The organism is Algoriphagus chordae (assembly GCF_003254055.1).
Taxonomy (GTDB): Bacteria; Bacteroidota; Bacteroidia; order Cytophagales; family Cyclobacteriaceae; genus Algoriphagus; species Algoriphagus chordae.
The window spans coordinates 151073-175518 of record NZ_QKZT01000007.1 but is presented as its reverse complement, the minus strand read 5'-3'; the positions used below and the strand labels follow the sequence as shown (position 1 = coordinate 175518).

Annotated in this window: 17 protein-coding genes; 10 read left to right on the top strand and 7 right to left on the bottom strand. The window is 39.5% G+C overall.

Annotation, left to right across the window (positions count from 1 at the left end):
- Nucleotides 1-210: 210 nt before the first annotated feature.
- The 5 genes from LV85_RS09680 (at nucleotide 211) to LV85_RS09655 (ending at nucleotide 7059) form a co-directional block, all read left to right on the top strand.
- A complete protein-coding gene (locus tag LV85_RS09680) occupies nucleotides 211-687 on the top strand; it encodes a ribosome maturation factor RimP (protein WP_111318953.1) in 477 nt (158 codons plus the stop codon).
- Between the two features lie 5 nt (nucleotides 688-692).
- Complete coding sequence (gene nusA / locus LV85_RS09675) at nucleotides 693-1937, top strand: transcription termination factor NusA (protein WP_111318775.1); 1245 nt, start codon at nucleotides 693-695, stop codon at nucleotides 1935-1937.
- Between the two features lie 62 nt (nucleotides 1938-1999).
- Nucleotides 2000-4879 carry a translation initiation factor IF-2 gene (infB, locus tag LV85_RS09670; protein ID WP_111318773.1) on the top strand — a complete coding sequence of 960 codons (2880 nt, stop codon included), beginning with the start codon at nucleotides 2000-2002 and terminating at the stop codon, nucleotides 4877-4879.
- A gap of 385 nt (nucleotides 4880-5264) precedes the next feature.
- Nucleotides 5265-5810 carry a hypothetical protein gene (locus tag LV85_RS09660; RefSeq protein ID WP_245942242.1) on the top strand — a complete coding sequence of 182 codons (546 nt, stop codon included), beginning with the start codon at nucleotides 5265-5267 and terminating at the stop codon, nucleotides 5808-5810.
- Nucleotides 5811-5952: 142 nt separating this feature from the next.
- Nucleotides 5953-7059 (top strand): hypothetical protein, encoded by a 1107-nt coding sequence (locus LV85_RS09655; protein ID WP_111318769.1) that lies wholly within the window; start codon nucleotides 5953-5955, stop codon nucleotides 7057-7059.
- Between the two features lie 12 nt (nucleotides 7060-7071).
- On the opposite strand, the gene LV85_RS09650 is transcribed toward LV85_RS09655, so the two are convergent.
- The 7 genes from LV85_RS09650 to LV85_RS09620 all read right to left on the bottom strand — a co-directional run bounded on the left by LV85_RS09650 (nucleotide 7072) and on the right by LV85_RS09620 (nucleotide 19450).
- Nucleotides 7072-8706 (bottom strand): carbon starvation CstA family protein, encoded by a 1635-nt coding sequence (locus tag LV85_RS09650; protein WP_111318767.1) that lies wholly within the window; start codon nucleotides 8704-8706, stop codon nucleotides 7072-7074.
- A 163-nt stretch (nucleotides 8707-8869) separates the two neighbouring features.
- A complete protein-coding gene (locus tag LV85_RS09645) occupies nucleotides 8870-10510 on the bottom strand; it encodes an FAD-dependent oxidoreductase (RefSeq protein WP_245942240.1) in 1641 nt (546 codons plus the stop codon).
- Between the two features lie 142 nt (nucleotides 10511-10652).
- Entirely contained in the window at nucleotides 10653-12317 is a 1665-nt protein-coding gene (locus LV85_RS09640) for an FAD-dependent oxidoreductase (RefSeq protein WP_111318763.1), read from the bottom strand.
- A gap of 122 nt (nucleotides 12318-12439) precedes the next feature.
- A complete protein-coding gene (locus LV85_RS09635) occupies nucleotides 12440-14119 on the bottom strand; it encodes a RagB/SusD family nutrient uptake outer membrane protein (RefSeq protein WP_111318761.1) in 1680 nt (559 codons plus the stop codon).
- A gap of 12 nt (nucleotides 14120-14131) precedes the next feature.
- Nucleotides 14132-17455, bottom strand: a complete 3324-nt coding sequence (locus tag LV85_RS09630) for a SusC/RagA family TonB-linked outer membrane protein (protein ID WP_111318759.1) — start codon at nucleotides 17453-17455, stop codon at nucleotides 14132-14134.
- A 166-nt stretch (nucleotides 17456-17621) separates the two neighbouring features.
- Nucleotides 17622-18665 carry a FecR family protein gene (locus tag LV85_RS09625; protein ID WP_111318757.1) on the bottom strand — a complete coding sequence of 348 codons (1044 nt, stop codon included), beginning with the start codon at nucleotides 18663-18665 and terminating at the stop codon, nucleotides 17622-17624.
- A gap of 140 nt (nucleotides 18666-18805) precedes the next feature.
- The gene (locus LV85_RS09620; RefSeq protein ID WP_111318949.1) at nucleotides 18806-19450 is read right to left on the bottom strand and encodes an RNA polymerase sigma factor; all 645 of its coding nucleotides are present in this window, start codon (nucleotides 19448-19450) and stop codon (nucleotides 18806-18808) included.
- A 411-nt stretch (nucleotides 19451-19861) separates the two neighbouring features.
- On the opposite strand from LV85_RS09620, the gene accD reads away from it, so the two are divergent.
- The 5 genes from accD (at nucleotide 19862) to LV85_RS09595 (ending at nucleotide 24446) form a co-directional block, all read left to right on the top strand.
- Nucleotides 19862-20704: an acetyl-CoA carboxylase, carboxyltransferase subunit beta gene (gene accD, locus LV85_RS09615; RefSeq protein ID WP_111318755.1), complete on the top strand. Its 843-nt coding sequence runs from the start codon at nucleotides 19862-19864 to the stop codon at nucleotides 20702-20704.
- Between the two features lie 132 nt (nucleotides 20705-20836).
- Nucleotides 20837-22141, top strand: coding sequence for an NADH:ubiquinone reductase (Na(+)-transporting) subunit F (nqrF, locus tag LV85_RS09610; RefSeq protein WP_111318753.1), 1305 nt, complete (start codon nucleotides 20837-20839; stop codon nucleotides 22139-22141).
- A gap of 83 nt (nucleotides 22142-22224) precedes the next feature.
- A complete protein-coding gene (locus LV85_RS09605; protein WP_111318751.1) occupies nucleotides 22225-23376 on the top strand; it encodes a formimidoylglutamase in 1152 nt (383 codons plus the stop codon).
- Complete coding sequence (locus LV85_RS09600; RefSeq protein ID WP_111318947.1) at nucleotides 23376-23603, top strand: cytochrome b5 domain-containing protein; 228 nt, start codon at nucleotides 23376-23378, stop codon at nucleotides 23601-23603. Before LV85_RS09605 ends, LV85_RS09600 begins: the two co-directional genes overlap by 1 nt.
- Entirely contained in the window at nucleotides 23604-24446 is an 843-nt protein-coding gene (locus tag LV85_RS09595; RefSeq protein WP_111318749.1) for an N-acetylglucosamine kinase, read from the top strand.

Genomic DNA, 24446 nt, shown 5'->3' with positions numbered 1-24446 from the left:
ATAGAATCGCGATATTTTTTGGTAACAAAATCAAATGATTCTTATGTTGCTTTAGTTTGAAGAAGTTTTTTAGTGAAAAAAAAGCTACTTATCTCTATCTCATGATTTAGGAGGCACATTGTTTTTACTGCAAAATTATTTTACCTTTGCGTCGTATTCGAAAGTTTCTGGAGGGGACACCATATGGTCCCCTCTTTCATTATGCATACTATGACTGAATTGAAACAAGCTATCGAAGAGATTGTAGAGAAGCATCTTCCGGATGAAAATCATTTCATTGTAGAGGTGAAAATATCTGAGAAATCAGGTAAAATGCTTCTCAACATCCTTCTAGACGCTGATGAGGGGGTTACTATCCAGGCTTGCGCTAAGCTAAGCAGGGCGGTATCGGAAGAGCTGGAGGCAAAAGACATGATGCCTGAAGCGTATATTCTGGAGGTTTCTTCTCCAGGACTAGACTTCCCGCTGAGTAGTAGGAGACAATTTCAGAAAAATATTGGCAGGGAGCTAAAGATTTCTTTGACTTCGGGAGAAGAAATTCAAGGTAAGCTGTTGGAAGTTTCAGAAACCGGTGTGAAAGTACTAGTGAAAAAGAAAAAAGAAAAAGGCAAAAAAGCCACAGAGGAGGAAGTTTCTCTTCCTTTCGAAGAGATGAAGAAATCAATTGTACAAGTATCTTTTAAATAAATCAAATGGATGCCAAAGTCTTAATAGAATCCTTCGCTGAATTTGCGAGATCTAAAAATGTGGATCGACCTACGATGATCCGTATCTTGGAAGATGTGTTCAGAGCGATGATTCGCAAGAAGTTTGAAAATGATGAAAACTTCGATGTGACCATTAACGCTGATCAAGGTGACCTTGAGATATTCCGTATCCGAGAAATTGTCGATGACGATTCTGAGGACATATGGGATTTTGATAAAATCAGCTTTGCGGAAGCCCGCAAAATAGAGCCAGATTTTGAAATAGGAGAAGAGGTTTACGAGAAAATTGAATTGGAAGCTTTTGGAAGACGTGCTGTGCAGATGGCTCGTCAGACATTGATCCAGCGAATCAAAGATCTCGAAAAAGATATTCTTTATAATAAGTATGAAGAGCTCGTAGGAGAGATCGTAAGTGCTGAGGTTTATCAGATTCTAGGAAGAGAGATTCTTCTGATGGATAATGATGGCAACGAATTGATTTTGCCAAAAGCAGAGCAGATATCTAAAGATCGCTTCAGAAAAGGAGATTCCGTAAAGGCAATTGTTCACCGAGTGGATATGTCTAATGGTAATCCTAAGATTATTCTTTCTAGAACTTCACCGATTTTCTTGGAGCGTTTATTTGAGAATGAAGTACCTGAGGTATATGATGGATTGATTACGATCATCAAGATAGTAAGAGAGCCAGGAGAAAGAGCAAAAGTTGCAGTTGAATCTTACGATGATCGTATAGATCCAGTTGGAGCTTGTGTGGGAATGAAGGGATCAAGAATTCACGCTGTGGTAAGAGAATTGCAGAATGAAAATATTGATGTGATCAATTTCACTGAAAACCTTGACTTATATGTCACACGTGCATTGAGTCCTGCTAAGGTTTCCTCGATCACTGCAAATGAAGAAACAAAGAGAATATCAGTATTCCTTAAGCCAGATCAAGTATCACTTGCTATCGGTAAAGGTGGATATAATATCAAGCTTGCGAGTAGATTGATTGGTTATGAGATCGATGTATTCCGTGAGTTGAATGAGCTCGAAGAAGAAGACGTTGATTTGAAAGAGTTTGTGGATGAGATCGACAGCTGGATTATCGACGAATTAAAAAAGACAGGTCTTGATACGGCTAAAAGTGTATTGAGCTTGACTAAAGAGGACCTGACACGTAGAACAGAACTTGAAGAAGAGACTGTTGACGAGATATTCAGGATTCTCGGACAAGAATTTGATCAATAAATCGGGAAATAACCCCCGTGTAATACCCTAATTATTTAAGATTTCGAAAGAAGTTTTTGCTTATGTCAGAAGAAAAAATGATGCGTTTAGGCCAGATAGCCAGAAAACTCAACGTGGGTACGGCAACCATAGTTGAGTCCTTGGCTAAAAAGGGCTATGAAGTGGAGAATAATCCGAATTCCAAAATCAACATGAGTCAAGTTGAAATGTTGAATAAGGAGTTCCAGTCTTCTGCCCTAGATAAAGAAGAGGCTTCACACCTCTCTATAGGGAAGCGCCATGAGCCTATCTCTATAGAGCCCGAAACTCCAAAAGAGGAGCCGAAGCCAGTAGAGCCAGCACCCGCTCCAGCACCTCCTGCCCCTAAGGCAGCAGAGGAGCCAAAGCCTGCTGCTCCAGCACCAAGCCCAGCGCCTGCGCCAAAGGCGGCTGAAGAGCCAAAGCCAGCGCCGACTTCTGCACCTACTCCGCCTGCCGAGCCGGAGAAAGTTTCTACCGAATCTCCAAAATTAGAGGGTATTAAGGTTTTGGGTAAAATCGACTTGAGCAAAAATGTTGCACCAACCCCTAAGCATAGGCATGGTCAGCATAAGCAAGGTCAAAAGCAAGGTGATGCGAAGAAGCCTCATGCTTCTCAGCAGTCTAAGCCTCAGCCAAAACCTGCTCAGGAAGCGAAGAAACCAAATGTTCCACCAGCTCCTCAGGCAGCCAAAGAACAGCCTAAGCCAGCGCCACAACAGCCTGCTGCACCAGTTCCACCCGCTCCTAAGGATCAGGTGATTGCTGCAAAAGCAGAATCCCTCAAAGGGCTTACTGTATTGGGTAAAATAGAACTCCCTGCAGATCGACCAAAGAAAAAAGGTGGGCCAGTTGCTTCTTCTGATGAAAGAGGAAGAGATAAAAAACGACCACGTAAGCGTATAGATAAACCAGGAGGACCAGGAAATCGCCCAGGCGGTCCAGGAAATAGACCTCAAAATGCTCAGCGTGGAGGTGCACGTGGAGGAAACCCTAGAGGAGGAGCTCCGAATAGAGTTCAGAAAGCTGAGCCTACTCAAAAGGAAATCCAAGATCAGATCAAACAAACTTTAGCACGTCTTCAAGGCAAAAGTGCTGGAGGAGGAAAAGGTAAGAGCCGTAGAGATAAGAAGGCTGAACGAGTGAGAGATGTAGATTTCGAAACTGATGAGGTGAAAATCTTAAAGGTTACTGAATTTATTTCCGCAAATGACCTAGCAGCATTAATGGATTTGTCTGTCAACCAGGTTATTTCAGCTTGTATGTCTTTGGGTATGTTTGTTTCTATCAACCAGCGACTAGATGCCGAAGCAATTACAATAATTGCAGACGAGTTTGGTTATGAGGTAGAATTCACCAAATCTATCGAAGATGAAATCGAGGTAGAGGAGGAAGATTCTCCAGATCAGTTAATAGAAAGAGCGCCGATCGTTACGATCATGGGTCACGTCGATCATGGTAAGACTTCCTTGCTAGATTACATCCGTATGTCCAAGGTGACTGCTGATGAAGCAGGTGGAATTACCCAGCACATTGGTGCTTATGATGTAATGACTAAGACTGGTCATAAGATTGCCTTCCTTGACACTCCAGGTCACGAAGCCTTTACGGCGATGCGTGCTCGTGGTGCCAAAATCACGGATGTCGCGATCATTGTGATTGCAGCAGATGATAATATCATGCCTCAGACAAAAGAGGCAATCAACCACGCACAAGTTGCTGGTGTACCAATGATTTTCGCTATCAACAAAATTGATAGACCAAATGCTAACCCTGCCAAGATCAAGGAAGAGCTAGCTAATATGAATCTCTTGATAGAAGAGTGGGGTGGTAAATTCCAATCTCAAGACATCTCAGCCAAAACAGGTGAAGGTATTGATGACTTATTGGAGAAAGTACTCCTTGAATCTGAAGTATTGGAGCTTACAGCCAATCCTGACAAAAATGCTGCAGGTACAGTAATCGAAGCTTCTTTGGATAAAGGACGTGGTTATGTCTCTACTATAATGGTTCAGGCAGGTACTTTGAGAGTAGGAGATATTATCCTTGCTGGTCAGCATCACGGTCGTGTGAAAGCGATGTTTGATCATAAAGGAAAGAAACTGAAAGAAGCTGGACCATCTACACCTGTTCAGGTGCTAGGTCTTGGTGGAGCTCCTCAGGCAGGTGATATCATCAAAGTTTACGATACAGAACGTGAAGCTAGAGATATCGCTAACTCAAGAGAGCAAATCCAGAGAGAGCAAAGTTTACGAACTAAGAAACATATTACTTTGGATGAAATCGGTCGTCGTTTGGCTATCGGTAGCTTCAAGGAATTGAATATCATCATCAAAGGTGATGTGGATGGATCAGTAGAAGCACTTTCTGATTCACTATTGAAACTTTCTAAAGATGAAGTAAGTGTGAGCATTATCCACAAAGGTGTGGGTCAGATCTCAGAATCTGATGTATTGCTAGCTTCTGCTTCTGATGCGATTATTCTTGGATTCCAGGTGAGACCTTCTCCTAATGCTAAGAAATTGGCAGAACAGGAAGAGATCGAAATCAGACATTACTCTATCATCTACGATGCGATCAACCAGATCAAAGATGCTATCGAGGGTATGCTTGAGCCTACATTTGAAGAAGTAATTACTGGTAATATCCAAGTAAGAGAGGTCTTCAAAATCACCAAAATTGGTACTGTTGCAGGTTCTTATGTTACTGATGGTTTCATCACCAGAAAGAACAAGATCCGTGTGATCAGAGACGGTATCGTGATTCACGAAGGAGAAATCGATCAATTGAAGCGATTCAAAGACGATGTAGCTGAAGTGAAAGCTGGATATGAGTGTGGTATCTCGATCAAGAATTTCAACAACATTGAAATTGATGATACAATTGAAGGTTACGAAATGAAAGAGATCAAGCGTAAGAAGTAATTCTCGCTTAGATATATAATTGAAAAGGAACAGCATTGCTGTTCCTTTTCTAGTTTTATGCTATGAAGACTGCCGTTCTGTATTTGATTTGGTTTCTATGCTGCTTTTCGGCAATCAGTCTAGTACTTGGACTGATTCGCCCTGTATTGGTCTTATGGTTTTTGGATAGGATGAATCGTCTGAAAGTCCTAAAGATCTATGGAACAGCCTGTCTTATTCTTTTGATGTTTTTATTTTTATCAAAATATTATTTCAGATAGTTTTAATTTATAGCTGATTATTTTGAATTAGTAGTATTCAATAATATATCTATACAAATATTCTAGGAAAGAGTTGGTTATTCAAATTGAATTTTAATACTTTTCAAATTGTAATAAACCCAGAATTGAAGAAAACCCTTTCCATATTCCTTTTTGCCTGCTTTGCCATTTATCATTTTGGCTACTATGCATTCTATTTTTCCTACGATCAGCATATTGAGAGTAAGTGGGAGGAAAAAATATATGGAGAGAATTCTGTGGAAGTTCAGGAGATGTTACTTGAAGTTCCTCTTTCTGCACCGTATATGGCCAATCAGGAAGATTTTCATACTACTAATACTTCATTTGAGAAAGACGGTCAATATTATCGGGCGATAAAGCAGCGCTATCAAAATGACACTTTACAAGTGATCGTCGTACCGGATACAGCGCGTGGCTTATTAGACAATACTGTGAAAAAGTGGATTTCCTTTTTGACAGACGATGAAACATCTCAAGATCATAATGGTAAGCAAACCATTAAGCTAATTGCCAAAGACTATATTCAGCCTATTAAAAATACCTTGGCATTCACGCAGGCTGCAAATTCGAATGATTCACCTGATTTTCAATTCCTTTCTTATACGAATCCATTTTTTCAACTTCATACTCCTCCGCCTAGGTTGGGATAATTCTTCATACAAAATGCTTAAAGACTAGCTGGGAAGTTTCTCAGCGTAGAGCTGGGGTACACCATTTAATCTGTATGGATGATATGGCTTACCTGCTATTTAAGCGGAATTAAAATTTTGTCTAATAATTACCCAACCTATCATGAAAAAAAATTCTATACTTATAATCTTACTTGTCCTCCTTCACTCCATCCCATCTGAATCACTCGCACAAGGCTGCGTAGCGATACGTCAATTTTCTGGACTCGGAAATGCTGTCGGTCAAGGAAATATCCTCAATAAGGGAGAGTGGAACATCAGCGCCAATTACCGCTATTTTAAGTCATTTAGACATTTCAGAGGAACTGAAGAGGAACACAATCGTCTGACAGATCACACGGAAGTGATCAATAAGCAACATGGTCTAGACATCAATATCAGTTACGCGTTCTCAGAGCGACTGTACGGAATTGTTTCCCTGCCCTTGCAATACAACGAAAGAAGTTCGCTTTACGAGCACAATAGAACCGAAAGACACACTTCCTATTCCAAAGGTTTCGGCGACATGAGAATCGGAGCCGGCTACTGGTTGCTTTCGGGAGAAAAGGCCAGTAAGGGAAATACTGCGATTGGACTTGGGATCAAGTTCCCAACTGGAGATTATGCGGCGACAAGCACTTTCTATAGAGGTGATGAAGGTACGCCTACTGAAATGACAGTGGATCAATCTATTCAATTAGGCGATGGTGGCACTGGCCTGATAGTAGATTTCCAAGGACTCTGGAACATTGGTGGTACTAATTTCTTGTACTATGATGGATTTTACATGTTCAATCCTAAGGAAACGAACGGTACTCCTACCAATAGAAGTCGGCCAAATGAGGCAATCATGAGTGTTCCAGACCAATTCGCCCTGAGAACTGGTGTCTTCCATTCCTTTGAAAAAGTCCATGGACTGGGTGCTTCTCTGGGTGGAAGAATAGAAGGGATTCCTGTTCACGATGTCTTTGGCGGAAGCGAAGGATTTCGAAGACCTGGCTATATCATTTCTGTAGAACCCGGTGTCAGCTATATGCTCGGAAATGTAACTGGGACGCTCAATGTACCAATTGCTTTATTTAGAAATAGAACCCAGAGTGTTACAGATATCGAGAATTCTACTCCAGACAATGAGGTTCATGGCGATGCAGCATTTGCAGATTACTTGATCAATTTCACACTAGCAGTAAGAATTCCTAAAAAAGCGAAAGAGGTATTCAATTCCTTATAATTGCACAAAAAGTCAAAGGGCCTTTGCGGGTTCTTTGACTTCTTTTTTCAAGCTTTTGGTAGCCAATACCATCAAGGAGATCGCCAGTATAAAAAGTAGCGCTGCTATAATCGAAAGCACATAAACTTCGTCTTTGAAGTTTTTCCAAGCAAAAAGTCCTAAAGATGCGAGCGTGACCGTGAACATGAAAAACATTGGAATGGTCACGAAGAGCGCATTAATATTTTTCTTGATTAGCCAGACCGCGATGGTCAATAGGGCAAGAGCAGCTAGCAGTTGATTAGCAGAGCCGAAGATTGGCCAAAGTGTGGTGAATTCACCCGAAAGCAATAAAAGGACAGAGAATACTACTACAATTCCTGTCGAAACATAGCGGTTTTTTGCCAGATATTGACCTGCAGCTTGAGGTACATCTTCGAAGTATTCTTGTAAGGTAAAACGAGCTAAGCGTGTGCAAGTATCTAAAGTAGTAAGCGCAAAGGCTGAAACGGTCAAGGCTACAAAACCCACGGCAAACTCTTCTGAAATACCTAAGGTAGCAATCATACCACCTAATCCTGTAGAGAAAAGTGCCACTGGTCCTTCACCAGAAAGTCGGTCAATGTATTCTGATCGTGATAAAATAACAACCGCTCCGACCGATATGATAGCTAGAAAGGACTCAATCAACATTCCTCCAAAGCCTACCAATTTGGCATCAGACTCCTTGTCCAATTGCTTAGAAGTAGTTCCTGACGCTACCAAAGAATGGAATCCAGAGATAGCACCACAGGCTATGGTAACGAAGAGCACAGGGAAAATATATCCGAGATTTTCATCTGAAACATGGATTTCATTACTCATCTGAATTTCTGGATTGGCAATGAACACACCTAAAACTGCTGCGATGATCAGTCCGTAGAGCAAAAAACTATTGAGGTAATCTCGGGGCTGCAGCAACATGCCCACTGGTGTCACAGATGCGATAAAAGCATAGCCTAAGAGCGCCAAAATCCAGATTTTGTAATCTAGCACAAATGGTATTTTCATACCCAGGTAAATAAAGAAGTACATCAATACCACTCCTATTATCGTGATTACTACGAAAGCGGCTTTTCTATTCCCTACCAGTTTATTCACTATGCCGAAGGCAATCGCTAGTAAAATAAATAGGATGGAGGCAGAAGCTACTCCAGGATTAGTGACAAATGTTTTGGCAATAATATCTGCGAATACCCCAATGACAAGAATTAAGGTGGAGAAGCTGAAAATAATAAACAGCTGCTTTCCTTTCATTCCGATTTGATTACGGATGATTACGCCGATTGATTTTCCATTAGTTTTGAGAGAAGTGGCCATGCTCCCAAGGTCATGAACTGCACCAAAGAATATCCCTCCGACCAGAATCCAGATTACTGCAGGGATCCAGCCGAAAGTCACTGCTATGATCGGCCCTACTATCGGGCCTGCTCCGGCAATGGATGCAAAATGATGCCCCAAAACAACAATAGGCTTACTAGGTTCGTAGTCTACTCCATCTCTGTGCGTATGTGATGGAGCTGGATTTTTGTCATTTAAGCCAAATTTCCGATACACGTACTTGCCGTATACCTTATAGGCTATAAATAATATGATCGCTGAAATCAGAAGAAGAACGGCAAGGTTCATGAGTAGTTATTTGGATATTGGGAGTCTATTCAAAAAGATATGCCAAGTGATTAATTTCAAAGTAAGGTAATTATCAATGATAGAAAAGAGATTTGTCATATAGAGCCAATTACTTGATAAAAAAACTGCCCTTTTCTTTAGTGGAAGAAAAGGGCAATAATAATTATTTGATTTGATCTTCCAGTTTCAAAACTTGTCCATCTGATATCAATTGTAATCTCAATTTTTCATAAGGTAAATCCTGAACACTTAAACCTTCATTTATAGCCATAACTGCTGCTGTAGCAGCAGATTGACCGAGGATCATGAATACCGGTTCCATGCGTATAGAGCCAAACGCTATATGGCTAGCTGAAACAGCCACAGGGACTACTAAATTTTTGATTTCTCCTTTTTTAGGTATTATTGAACCATAAGAAATCTCATAAGGCCCTGGTAATCCGACCCCAATATCCCCTTCATTCTGAACATGTCCATTCTCATCTACATATCGCTGTATATTATGAGAATCTATAGTATATGAGCCCATCCCAATTGATTCTGGAGTAGGCTTTTTTTGGAGCAGTTCATTTTCTGTCATCACATATTCTCCAACCATTCTTCTGGCTTCCCTCACATAAATCTGATGAGGCCAATTTCCATTATCGATAAATTCATCCTTTGCCAATCCCCAATTCTGAAATTCTTCTTGAGTTTCTTTTGGAACTCTAGGGTCATTTGCCACAAAATAAAGAAGTCCTTTTTGATAGTCTTCATGCTCCTTTATGATCTCCTTTCTTCGTTCATAATTTGCTTCAGGGTATTCATAGTTCATTCCAATGTTATCGGAACTAAATGGTCCATGGTTATTGGTGTCTGTTTTTCTATTTGGAATCATATCAAATTTTCCAAACCATTCTCTCCAGCCAGCATCGAAAATCCTAACCAATAATTCGTATTGAGAGGAATCGTAATTATCAGGTTTAGGAAAAGGCACTCTATTGTCAGGATGATTTGACATACAAGTTCTGAAGCAATAGGCTTGAATCTTATTGTCGCCTTCACCTTTAACTCCTGGGTTTTCTGAACTGATTTTTGGGATCAGCCCTGAGGAAGGGTCACCTGGAATCCAATAAGGATCAATTTGATTATCTAAGACTTGGAAATGGTGGCGATGATCATAGACCCCCGTTTGAATTCCATTCCACTCCTCGTTATAAACACTGCCTGCCTCTCTTCCAACATGATAGCTCACACCTGATGCTGCCATTAGATCTCCCTCATAGGTAGCGTCAATAAACATTTTCCCTTTGAACTCTTTCCCGCTCAAAGTCCTAATGGCAGTTATTTCTCCATTTTCTACTGTTACTCCGGATTCTCTATCCAACCACTCGTCGCGATAAAGCTCAATCCCCAATTCTTTTACCCAATCATCAAATACTTCCTCCGCGACATGCGGTTCAAAGATCCACATCGTACGGAATTCTCCATCTATTGCTGGTGTGCCCTGTCCTTTATTCCCAAAATCTGATTGGGATTCCCATTTCCACCCGCTTTCTGACTCATATTTATCGTATATCTTCTGATAGAATTCTCGAGAAAGTCCCCCTATCACCTCTTTTTTACCGGTATCTGTCCATCCTAATCCTCCAGCAGTAAGCCCTCCAAGATGCTTATCCGGGGAAACCATAATTACTGATTTACCCATTTTTTTGGCCTGAATAGCAGCGGTAATAGCTCCCGAAGTCCCGCCATATACAATTACATCTGTAATATTTTCCTGCTCTTCACCTGATTTACATGATCCAAGAGCAAAAATCATCATAAATGCCAATAGGCAAAATTTAAATTTATTTAAAACATTCATAAGTTATTCTTTGTATGTGGGATGATTTTTTGTGTAGATAAGAAAATTAAATGTCCATCAGTGATAGTTTATAATAAACTGGTTATTTAGTCATTATAATTTAATTGTTTAACCTTTGCTGATTCTTCAATAATTCAGATTTAAGTTTATCATACGGTAAATCTTGAACAGATATGTTTTCGTCTATGGATAAAGAAGCTGCAATAGCGGCAGATTGTCCTAGAACCATAAAAACAGGTTCCATTCTTATGGATCCGAATGCGATGTGAGTAGCACTTACACAAATAGGAACCAATAAATTATTCGCCTCTTCTTTTTTAGGAACTATAGATCTATAGCTGATTGGGTATGGGCCCTCAACATGAGCTTCTACATTGCCTTCATTCTGTACGTAACCATTATGATCTACATATCTCTGAATATTATGAGAATCCATTCCGTAAGCAGCAAGGCCTACTGCATCTTCAATGACTTCAATTCTTTCGCAGTGGAGCTGCGTCATAACAAGATCGCTCACCATACGTCTTGCCTCTCGGATATACAATTGATTTTGCCACCCGTCTTCATTTTCAAATTCATCTTTGCTGGTACCCCATTTCGAGTAGACGGTTCTTACATTCTCCGGAATCCGTGGATGGTTCGCGAGTGTCCACATCAACCCTTGTTGATAGGTTCGGTGTGCATCTACTATTTTTTCTCGTTCATCATAAGTCGCTTCCGGGTAGGCATGGTTTTGGCCTACGAAATCAGTAGAGAAACCTCGTCTATTATTGGTGTCCGTTTTTCGATTTGGCATAGAGGAATTGATCCAGGGTAATTGGTCTTCGCCTGCTTCAAAATTCCTAAAAAGCAATTCGTAGTTTATTTCATTATATCCATCAGGTTTTTTAAAGGGAATTCTATTGTCAGGATGATCTGTTAGACACATTCTAAAACCATATGCCTGAACTTTTTTATCGCCAGAACCATCTATTCCAGGACCACCTTCGATTATATAAGGAAGGAGGCCGCTATTGGGATTTCCTTTCTCTATATATGGATCTACTCCAGGAACGAAATTATGATTTCTGGCATTTCGGGATGCCTTGCCTCCAAGAGTCACACTCCAGTAGTTTGCCTGAACGCCGTTTAGAGACTCTTTATATTGGTCATTACTTTCCCTACCTACTGTATAACTTACGCCTGCAGTAGCTAAGAGATCACCTTCGTAGGTGGCGTCCATAAACATTTTCCCACTAAAAGTTTTTCCACTTTCCATCGTAATGGAATGGATTTTTCCGTCGGATTTTTTCACACCTGCATCAGTTCTTAAGAGTCTCTCTCCGTAAACTATATCTATCTTTTCTCCTTCAAGCATTTGATGATAAACTTTTAAGGCCGCCGACGGCTCAAATGTCCACATTGCATCTTCTCCTTCTTTGGTTCTGGTCTGTCCACTATCCATGTACTCACTTTTTTTCTGCCAAATCCAGTTTTCCGGTTGGTCATAATAGGCTTTGATTCCTTGGTAAAATTCTCTTGATATACCTCCAATCGCCTGCTTGTTGCCAATATCGGTTTGTCCAAGCCCTCCTGTAGTCAGTCCTCCTAGCCTATGAGAAGGCTCTATTAGCACTACAGATTTTTCCATTCTAGAAGCTTGGATTGCGGCAGCTATTCCGGCAGATGTACCTCCATAAATAACAATGTCATATTCTTGGGAAAAGGAATTTTGGGAAATAAGTGTGGTTATAAGAACACATAATGTGATTAGTATTTTTTTCATTTTTTTAAAGTTGAGATGTTTGATATCGGAAACATAGGCCTTCGATGATATGGAAAGGTTTGCTTCTAAGAAGAGTTACAAGCAAAGCCTTTCCATATAAGTAAATAGTTGCGGTGCTAAAATCAATACCCTGGATTCTGAGTCAACGCAGTATTGGTCTCTAATTCTATTCTTGGAATAGGCCATAAATAGTCTCTAGCTGGGTTAAAAGCTCGAGTCTCTATCACTACCATTTCATCAGCGTTACTGATATTGTCATAATTGGGCGTGCCCATAGGGTCAATTGTTGGAGGAGTATTCAGCCATCCGCCGGCCCCGTATCGATTGACACGTCCTCTGACAGGTCCCGGAATCACATTCTCTGCAATTCTCCACCTACGGATATCAAAGTAACGAAACCCTTCTATACCAAGCTCCGTTCTTCTTTCTTTTCGTACAATGTTCCTTAATTCATCTTGTGTTTTGCCGCTAGCAATAATTGGCATTTGCACAGATTCTCTTCCTCGAATATCATTGAGCACTTGGTATACAGTTTCATCAAGTTCGTTCATCTCTACCTTAGCTTCCGCATAATTGAGCATCACTTCTCCTAATCTAAAAATCGTAAGGTTTTGATCCGATGCTCCCACATTAGTTGGGTAATCAGCTACATCAACATGCTTTCTAAATAAATAACCAGTGAAAGAGGCGTAAGCATGTTGTGCTTCCACATTTGGAACTCGAATCATTTCATCACCCAGAAACTCCCATGTCTGTGTGCTGTCCTTATGGGTTTCAAATGTCCAATTTACTAGTCTAGATCCAGGAACGACGATATTATAATCCATTCGAGGATCCCTATTTTCAAACGGATTTTGCGGGTCATATAATGGAGATTTATCAATTGGCAATCCATCAATACAATCAAAGGTGTCGACAAAGTCCTGAGGAAGTTTTTTATTAGAGTGTCCCAGAGCCATTCTTGATAAAAAATCTCTTGGTGTGTTATGGGTTTGAACTCCTCTCAGGAATTGAATTCGCATAATAACTTCAGGCGAGTTGTCTCCTGCAAAAGTAAACATACCACTATAATCAGGGTCGATTTGATAGGTTCCGGAATCCATAAGCTCTTTGGCTGCAGATGCCGACTCCTCCCATCTTTCATTCCATAAAGCTACTCTTGAAATTAATGCTAAAACCGTTCCTTTGGTCACTCTGCCTTTTTCAGTAACATTCAATGGCAAATAATTCTTCACTTCATTCAATTCTGAAAGAACATAATCAATTACTTCACTTTTTGCCGTTCTAGGAGTTTGGGATTCGTCTAATGTTAGCGTGGATATTACAAGCGGCACATCTCCGTATAATTCTGCCAGGTAGGCATAGAAATATGCTCTTAGAAATCTCGCTTCACCTACTAAACGGTCATATTTTTCGGGATCCATTTTCTCTCTTAGTTCTTCCGAACCCGAGGTAATGTAATTCACCCGATTAATTGCTCTGTAGAACTCAGACCAGAATCCATTGGTATAACCATTGTCAGCATTTTGCTCTCCTCTTCCTAAAGCCTGTAAAGCACTACCATTTCTATCCCATCCATCATCTGATGCGAAATCAAAGGATAAGAACCAAACAGCACCTTGAGTTTTATACCATAATCGATTGTATACACCTGTAACAGCCATTTCTAACTCAGTTTCATTAGCAAAAAACGTTTCACTTGAAGGTGAGTCTAGAGGTAATCTTTCCAAATATTTGTCATCGCATGATTGGATAAAGATGAGTATAGATATAGTACAAATATATTTTATTAGCTTATTCATAGTTGTAGGGGTTTAGAAGTTGAGATTTAGTCCCATGGTATAAGTGGCCATTTGGGGATACCATCCACCATTACTCACTGGTGCTTCTGGATCATATCCCTCGTAAAAATTAGTAACCGTTAAGAGGTTACGTCCACTTAGGTAAACCCTTAAGTTTTGAATTTTAAGCCTTTCTAAAATCGGTTTAGGAAATGTATACCCTAGTTGTACGCTTTGAAGCCTTAAATAAGCTGCGTTGCTCATCCAAAAACTGGAGTTCTGCTGGTTGTTGGTTTGATTCCAAGCAAGTCTAGGATACCTCGCGTCTGTATTATCTGGAGTCCATCGATCTTTATGTTGTTCTTGGACTGTTCCTCCAAGATAAAAAGGCATAATTCCCTGGCCGAATAGATATCCATCTGCTTGACCAACTCCTTGGAAAAAAATAGATAAATCAATGCCTTTATAATCGGCATTAAGCTTTAATGCATACGTATACCTTGGGATATTACTACCAATCACTGCAAGATCTCTATCATTGATCATTCCATCTCCATCCAAATCCTTATATCTGATATCACCTGGCGCAACATTCCCAAATTGAGTTGCATGATTGTCTACCTCTTCCTGTGTCTGGAAAAAACCATCAGCAACGTAACCAAAAAAGGAACTTACCGGAGAACCTTCTCTATTGACAGTCAGTCCAGTATTTTCTATTCCTTTCATGTCAACAATTTCATTTTTCACATCAGAAAAGTTCACCATTACGCCATAATTGAAATCCCCAATTCTGTTTCGGTAGTTAAGCATGATTTCATAACCATTATTATGAACCACCCCGGCATTTTGATATGGAGCATTTAAACCGAGAGTCAAAGGAATGTTCAATGGTAAAAGTATGTCCTTGGTTTTTCGTTGGTAGTAGTCAAAGGTCACATCCAGTTTGCCCCAAAGATTGAATTCCAATCCAATATCTGTGGTTTCTGTAGTTTCCCATTTGATGTCATTGTTGGCCATGCTATTCAATGCAGCTCCAGGAGAATTTACTCCATCAAATGCATAATCTTGACCACTTCCTCCTAGAGATATAAATGCAGCATAGGGATACAATCCTATGTTTTGATTTCCTAATCGACCCCAAGATGCTCTAAGTTTAAGTTGATCAATCACATTGCTAGCGCCCTGCATAAAGGACTCTTCAGATATTCTCCATCCAGCAGAAAATGAAGGGAATAAACTTGAGCGATTTCCTTCAGCAAATCGAGAAGAGGCATCTTGTCTGAGATTTGCCTCTAATAGATATTTTTCGTTAAAATTATAAGTGACTCTTCCAAAAACTGATCTAAGTGCCCAATGATTTGCAGACCCACCAGTTTGTTCGTTTAATCGGTTTCCCGCATTGATCTGTTCATAATCAGGGAGGGGGAATACTTCTCTATAGACTGAAATCCATTGACTAGTTTGATCCTCCTGCTGGTAACCTCCTGTAAATCCTAAAGTATGAACCTCATTAAAAGTTTTGTCAATAGAGATTAAAGCACGAAAGTTATTGTACCATTCTCGGGTATAACTTTCCGATAAGGAATTGCGCTGTGGTACAAAGAAAGTAGGTGTTTCTCCATCCCGGGCATAGGTCTGTGTAATATTAGAGAAGCTTTTGACATGTGGGTTCCACAATTTTGGAGCATACATCACTTCTGCCGATAACCAATCAGTGAACTTGTAATTTAGCCTAAAGTTCAAAATAGCATCAAGGCTTTCTTCAGTTCTCAATCCACCGTCTTTTGCGCGTGCTAAAGGATGATCACCGTTCCATCCTTCTCCGTAGAGACCATTTGATAAAATCCCAACCTCATTAGAAGGTATCCTACGCATCCAGTGAAATACATAGCCTGTACCAGAAGAGGGTTCCATTTTGTCTGCCTTTCTTAGAAATATGTCCATAGAAAGCTTCAATCGATCAGTAACATTGATATCTGAGTTAAATCTCAAATTGTATCTCTTAAACCCCGTATTTGGAATAATCCCATCCTGATCCAAATAACTAAAAGAGCCTAAAACTTTTGCTTTTTCATTTCCAGCATTTACACTCACATTATGGCTTTGCATAAAAGCAGAATTACTCATGGTCAAATCTTGCCAATCGGTATCTGGATATTGGTCTGAAGGCATGCCGGCCACATAGTCAGAAATAAACTGATCGGAATACTGAGGGTCATTACCAATATTTGTAAATGCTTCGTTAGCTAGCATCATATGATCCAAAGCACCAACAATTTCTGGTGTTCGGGTGGGAACTTGAAAACCCGCGTACATATTATAGTTTACATTTACTCCATCTTTACCTCTTTTAGTAGTAATTAAAACCACACCATTTGCAGCTCTAGATCCATAAATAGCAGCTGAAGAAGCATCCTTTAGAATTGAAATACTTTCTATTTCATTAGGATCTACATTATTCATGTTAGTCTCTACCCCATCTACCATTATTAGTGGATTAGAATCTCCTAATGTCCCAACTCCTCTGATTCTTATATTTCCACCATCACTTCCTGGCTGTCCGCTGCGTTGTGTTACTGTTACTCCAGGAGCAAGACCTTGTAATACCATGGATGATTGACCTACTGGCTGGTTTACTATCTCATCAGAAGATATGGCGCTGACCGCTCCCGTTAGGTTAACTTTTTTCTGAGTACCATATCCTACTACAATCACCTCTTCTAAATCAGATAGGCTCTCGGCCATTGTTATGGTAATCTCACTTTGATTATTTACTACGATTATTTGTTCTTCGTATCCTATAAAGGAAAATACTAAGCTTTCTCCACTTGATACATCTATTGAAAATTTACCATCTACATCTGAAACAGTACCTTGGGTGGTTCCTTGGATAATTACTGTAACACCTGGGAGCGGAAAACCACTTTGATCTACTATTGTGCCTTTGATTTCTGCAAACTCATTAGGCTTTGAAATAGTCACATGAGGAAGTCTTGGATTTTTTTTGACATCTATCCCATTGTTCACCTGTCTAAATCTTAAGTTCGACTGAACGGATATCTGCCTCAAAAAATTTTCGACAGAGCCTACACGTTCTTGGATGATAATAATCTTCTCTGAATCAATCTTTTCATGATCATAAAGAAAGTTGAATGGAGTTTGTCCCTCTATTGACTTAAAAAATTGAATAAGTGTAATTTCCTCTTTGTCAATTGTTGCCTGAACCTTGTCGATCGACTTGTACTGGCCACTTACTTCGGTTGCTAACACAAAGTTAAAGAGGCCCATTTGTATTATAAAGCCATACAAGAAGTACTTGGACAACATATAGATTGTCTTTTGTAAGTTTAATTGCATAATTTTGATTGGTTTATTGATAATTTCTTTAGACTCGGTCTGCGGGTTTTTCTATTCCCCAATAGTTTTACCACCCAAAGACCTCCAATTTGAGCCAACTGATAATATCAGTTGGCTCTTTTTAAGAATCATTCACATAAGCTGGGCTCATCTTTAATTTTTTTAGTTAGTCGTTAAATTGAATTTTTACCTTTTTATCTTCTATTGTATAATTGAAATTTTCAATGTTGGAGATGCTCTTTAATACATTCTCAAGTGTTTGGTTTTCAAATTTTCCGTTAAACCGCCATTTATTTCTGGGATTTCCTGCAATATTGATTCTTACGCCATACCATTCTTCAAGTCCTTCCCTTACCTGTTTGAGAGTAGCACTTTTAAATATTAGTTTACCTGTTTTCCATCCTAATACATTCTCGGTATTGAATTCATTGACCTTTCCTTTATTTATTGCTGTTTCGTAAGTCAGCTCCTCTCCAGGGCTAAGGAAAAATTTTGAACTATCAATTTGATATTTAATAGCTACTTTTCCGGTTACTAATGAAACTCGTATTTCTTCGGTGTTTTTAGAATTAATGTTAAAAGACGTACCGACAGCAGTTGTAATTAGACTATCAGAAATAACAATAAATGGTTGTTCTGCATTTTCAGACACTTCGAAAAATCCTTCCCCCTTCAATTTGACGAGTCTCACTGTTGAATCAAAAGTTTCTGGGAATTCAAGGCTACTACCGGAGTTTAGCCAAACTACAGTTTGATCAGGTAGTCTAAAATTCAGTTTTTCACCAGGCTTGGTGGATTTGGAAATCCAATTAACATTACTCAAAATCTCCTCATTTTGAGTGTCATAATTGAGATTTAGCAATAGTATGGAGAGGAAAAATATCCCTGCTAGAATTGCAGCCACTTTTAAATATTGCCTTGATTCTCTTTGCTTACCTTTTTGAATTGGTTTGATCAATAGTGGCTGTTCTTCAGGATCTTTCCCCTTAGTGCGGAGTATTTTCGCAAGAACTTCTTTCTTGTATTCACTGGAAGCTGTTGGCGCTGGAAACTGAAAACCCAGAATAATTTCTTTTGCAAGCTTGACATCTTCAATTCGGTTAGGATTTGCATCTATCCAGCTTTTCCAATAGATGGTTAATTCATTGTCAGGATATTTTACCCATCTGATGAATTCAAGATCTTCTAAAAGGTCAGCTATCTCACTCATTCAATCTAGTATTAAAAGTCAAGTACACTAGGTAAAGAGTGAAAGGTGTAAAACAACGCCAAAAAAAATTACTTATTTTTCATGTAATTCAAAATAAGATATAAACTGTAGTTAAATAGACTAGGTTATTTTATTGTAAATCATAAAAAAGCAGTATATACGAATGGAATAAAGCCTAGGGAATCCCGTAAGCATCTTAATCCCTTATAAACCAAATCTCTGGCTGATTTAGAATCAGATAGGCCCATTAGTTCAGAAACTTGCTGGTAAGACATGCCTTCATAATACACGTAATAAATGGCTTCTCTTTTCCTTGGCGACAGGTTTTTGATGGCAGCATTGATTTTTTTGGTCATTTCAGAATCAATTTGCTTATTAATGAGAGTTTGTTCGTGTGAAAAAGTAATCTCAAAACAGTCTGTTGTCTCCATTTCCTCTTTGAGATTTGACCAGTTTTTCAATTCCTTGTAAATCCTTCGTTTTAGGCATTTGAACATATAAAATTTGATGGAATCAGTATCTCTTAAAGATTCACTGTTCTTTTTTAAGTCCAAAAAAACATCATGGATGGCATCTTTTACCAAATCCTCGTCACGATTAATTCGTAAACCATAGCTATACAAACTGTCAAAAAATCTCTCATAAATTAGGATAAAAGCGGAGTTATTTCCAGACTTAAATGCTTTCCAAATTTCAAGATCGGATGAAAAGTGTGACTTTACTTCTTCACAACTAGTTAATATTTCCGAGCCTTCGGAAATGGATTTTGGCAAATTGTTATTCATCTCAAAAGTGGATTTATTGTCCTTTAAAGAAAGTGATAATTTTCTTGAATTAAAATTCATTCCTTAAAGTCTTGTGTCCAAATTTCAAGCAATTTCATAATATTTACGAGGCTGTTAACATTGAAAAGGATCATTTAAAGTTCTTTTAGTACAAATTTGAAGCCTCTAAGGGGGATGTCCATTGTATGGGGATTCCTTCGGAATCAAAATTTGATTATTTGAAGATCTTGAACAGAAGGAACTCCTAATCTCCTGTAATTTATTAATCACTGAAAAAGTGATTTTCAATAAAGCGTTGTATTCCTTTATATAATTGAATTTCCCAGCAATTTCCGATGAGGTTTTATTTACGGGATTTAACGACTAAATTTGTAACCTTTGACTCGTCAAAAGACAACCTAAAAACTCAATATGGCTTGGTTTAAAAGAACTGACAAAGGCATCAAAACATCGACTGCTGAAAAGAAAGATGCACCTGATGGCCTTTGGTTTAAGACCCCAAATGGAAATATTATCCATACTAGAGAGCTCAAGAACAACGCTTATGTATGCCCTGATGATGATTTTCATGTTAAAATTGGTTCGAAGGAATATTTCGAAATTCTTTTTGATAACAACAAATTCAAGGAGCTTGATGCCAATATGACATCGGGAGATCCTTTGAAATTCACAGATACCAAACCTTACGTTTCCCGTATTGAAGCTTCGATCAAGAAAACGGAGCTGAATGATGCTGTTCGTTCTGCTGTAGGCAAAATGAACGGATTGGATATCGTGGTGGCATGTATGGATTTTAATTTTATCGGTGGATCTATGGGTTCTGTAGTGGGCGAGAAAATCGCTAGAGCTATAGATCACTCCCTGAAAAATAAAATTCCATTCCTGATGATTTCCAAATCAGGAGGAGCTCGTATGATGGAAGCTGGATTTTCGCTAATGCAAATGGCGAAGACTTCTGCCAAACTGGCCTTACTTGATCAGGCTGGTATTCCTTACATCTCTATGCTTACAGATCCTACTACTGGTGGTGTGACTGCTTCCTATGCGATGCTAGGTGATTTTAATATTGCTGAGCCTGAAGCATTGATTGGTTTTGCAGGTCCAAGAGTAATTCGTGAGACGATTGGTAAGGATCTTCCAAAAGGTTTCCAAAGTTCTGAGTTTGTGTTGGAGCATGGATTCCTTGATTTCATCGTAGATCGTCGCCAGTTGAAAGGCCGATTGTCCACCTTACTAAACCTTTTAAATAATTAATTGACAGACTGCTAAAAGGATTTAATTATTCGTGCCAAATTTGAACTGCGATTTGGCCTCTTTTAGTGATTTATAAATATATTTGTGCTCCCGTATTGGGCCAATCCATAAGAAAAATTAAACCGAAATTTCATGGGTTCAGTAATTATTACATCCATCGTAGCTTTTACAGTAATTATATTGCTACTGGTATTTATTCTCCTTTTTGCCCAATCTAAGTTGGTCAATTCTGGAGACGTCAACATTATTATCAATGGTGACGAAAGCTCTCCGATTGTAACTGCAGCAGGTACTACCTTGCTCTCTACACTAGGAGGCCAAAAAATCTTCCTTCCATCAGCATGTGGTGGTGGCGGAACTTGCGCTATGTGCAAATGTGTGGTCGAAGAAGGTGGAGGAGAAGTTCTTCCTACCGAAGTAGGTCACTTGAGCAGAGCAGAGCAGCAAAGTAACGTCCGTCTAGCATGTCAGGTGAAAGTGAAAAATGACATGAAGATCCGTGTTCCTGAAGAGATCTTCGGTATCAAGAAGTGGGATTGTGAAGTTATTTCTAACTACAATGTTTCTACTTTCATCAAAGAATTCAAAGTGAAACTTCCTGAGGGAGAGACGCTTGATTTCGAAGCTGGTGGATACATTCAGATCGATGTGCCGGAAATCACGGTTAACTTCAAAGGAATGGATATTACTCCACATCCTGATTTGGGTCACCCAGATGATGTGTACCAAAGTGATTGGGATAAATTCGGTCTTTGGGACTTGACCATGAAGAATGATGAGGAGCTATTCAGAGCTTACTCAATGGCCAATCACCCAGCTGAAGGTAACATTGTGATGCTTACTATTCGTATCGCTACTCCGCCATGGGATAGAGCTAATAACAAATGGATGGACGTAAATCCTGGTGTTTGTTCTTCTTACGTATTCTCTAGAGTTCCTGGAGATAAGGTTACGATCTCAGGCCCATACGGTGAATTCCATATTAATCCTACTCAGCGCGAGATGGTTTACATCGGTGGTGGTGCAGGTATGGCTCCATTGAGAGCACAGATTTTCCACCTTTTCCATACGGAGAAGACTAGTAGAAAAGTATCTTACTGGTACGGTGGTAGATCTAAAAAGGAGCTTTTCTATGTTCCTCAATTCAGAGACATCGAAAAAGACTTCCCGAACTTCCAGTTTAATATTGGTCTTTCTGAGCCACTTCCAGAAGATAACTGGAAGATTAAAAAATCAGAAGATGACAAAGAAGGTGACGGATACGTTGGTTTCATTCACCAGGTTCTTTATGATAATTACTTGAAAGATCACCCTGAGCCAGATGAGGTTGAGTACTACTTATGTGGACCTCCTTTGATGAACTCAGCAGTATTGAAGTTGCTGGATGATCTAGGAATTCCTGAGGAAAATATCCGATTTGATGACTTCGGAGGTTAATATAAAACAAAAGATCCCGCTCAGGCGGGATTTTTTATTTAAGTGCCTTTTTTGATTATTTTTACCAAAGACAATCACCCCTTATGAATATCCAATCCTACTTTGATCCCGTAGCCGAATACCTTTGGCAGAAAAAATACCCAGAAAACTCATTCTTCAAGCAAATCCACTTTTTCGGGGAGGAATTTCCGGATCTTAAAGGAGTCCAGATTGCGCTAGTAGGAATCAAAGAAAATCGTGGCCTTGGCAAAGTAGAAAGTGCAGATAGAGGAAGCAGTGAAATTCGTGAGAAGCTTTATGACCTCAAAAAGGGTTTTGGAGCCTATAGAGTAGCTGATTTAGGAGATTTGATTTCTGGCGAAAAGCTAAGTGATACTTATCAACGAATGCAGGAAGTAGGTGATTACCTGATGAAGCATCAGATATTGCCTATCTATTTTGGAGGATCACATGATCTGGATTATGGACAGTATTTGTCCTACCAGAAAATGAAAAAGCTGGTTAGCTTATTGACTGTTGACGCCAAATTGGATATGGAAGAAGAAGGTCCGCTTGCCGATCAGCATACCCAGGAAATCATCCTTCACCAACCTAATTTCCTTTTTTCATCTGCTCATTTAGCCTATCAGAGTTTTCTTGTGGATCCATCCTTAATCAATGTGGTGGAAAAACTTTACTTCGAACATGTGCGCTTGGGAGAATTGAGAAATGAATTTAAGGAGGTTGAGCCTTTGATCCGAAATGCGGATTTATTGAGTTTTGACCTATGTGCAATACAATCTGCAGATGCTCCTGGAGCAGTGAACGCTGAGCCATTTGGTTTGACTGCAGAAGAAGCTTGTCAGATTTGCTGGTTTGCTGGAACCAATGAGAAATTGAGCTCTCTTGGAATATATGGCTACGAACCATATTATGACGATACAGCAAATAAGACTGCGAAAGTCGTGTCCGTGATGATCTGGTATTTCTTGGAAGGATTTTATTCTCGCAAAGACAGCCTTTCCTTCAAAAGCAGTGATTATACCAAATACACTGTTTCATTGGATACTAAGCCAAATACCTTGGTTTTCTATAAAAGTAAGAGAAGTGGAAAATGGTGGATGGAAATCCCTCATAATGAAACAGAGAAATTTGACCGCGTAAGTACCGTGCCATGTAGCTATGCTGACTATCAGATGGCTCAAAAAGGCGAAATTCCTGAGCGATGGATCAATGCTCAGATCAAGTTGCTTTGATGAAGACGTATACTAAGCAGCAGCTGGCCTTGCGAAATGGTCAGGACAAACCGGAGATTTGGGTAGCTTACCAAGGTGTGATTTATGATGTGAGTAGTTCTAGGCTTTGGAAAAAGGGCATGCACTATGAACATTGGGCTGGGCAGGATCTTACAGAAGAGCTCCCTGATGCCCCGCACACCGAAAAAGTATTTGAAAAATTTCAAGCCATTGGGCAATTAGCATAAATGATTTTAATCGCAGATAGTGGATCTAGCAAGACGGACTGGAGAGTAATTCATTCTGACCATAGCATTAGTCAATACAGAGGTATAGGGTTCAATCCCTATTATCAAACCTCAGAAGAAATGGCTATTCAAATGCGGGAAGATTTTTTGATACAGCTAGCAAGTGAAATTGAAGAAATATATTTCTACGGTGCAGGATGCTCTACGCCAGATCGGAATAATGAGGTTTCTTCAGCATTGAGAACAATTTTCCCAAAAGCTAAAATCACAGTAGATCATGATCTGGCAGCTGCTGCCAAATCAACCTGTGGTCATCAGCCTGGAATAGCCTGCATTTTGGGCACTGGATCGAATAGCTGTGATTACGATGGTAAGGAAATCGTAGATAGACGACCTGCGCCAGGGTATATTTTTGGAGATGAGGGCGGCGGAGGCTACATTGGTAGGAAGTTGTTGAAAGATTTTATCAACGATGAAATGCCTGCACAGATCAAGCAAGAACTCAAAGATAGCTTCAATCTGACTACTGTTGCCATTCAGGAGCATGTGTATCAGAAGCCTTTTCCTAACCGATATATGGCTAGTTTTTGCAGGTTTATTACTGAGCATAAATCCAATCCTTACTGCTACATGCTTTATTATAATTCCTTTCAGGAGTTTTTCAAACAGCATGTGATGAAGTATAAAGATTACCAGGAGAAGCCCGTAAGTTTTGTAGGCTCTATTGCCTTTTACAACTCTGACATACTTCGCAAGGCAGCTTCAGACCTGCAGATCAACGTAAACCTAATTATTGAAAGCCCGATAGCTGGCTTGACACTTTATCACCAAGAAGCTTTATGA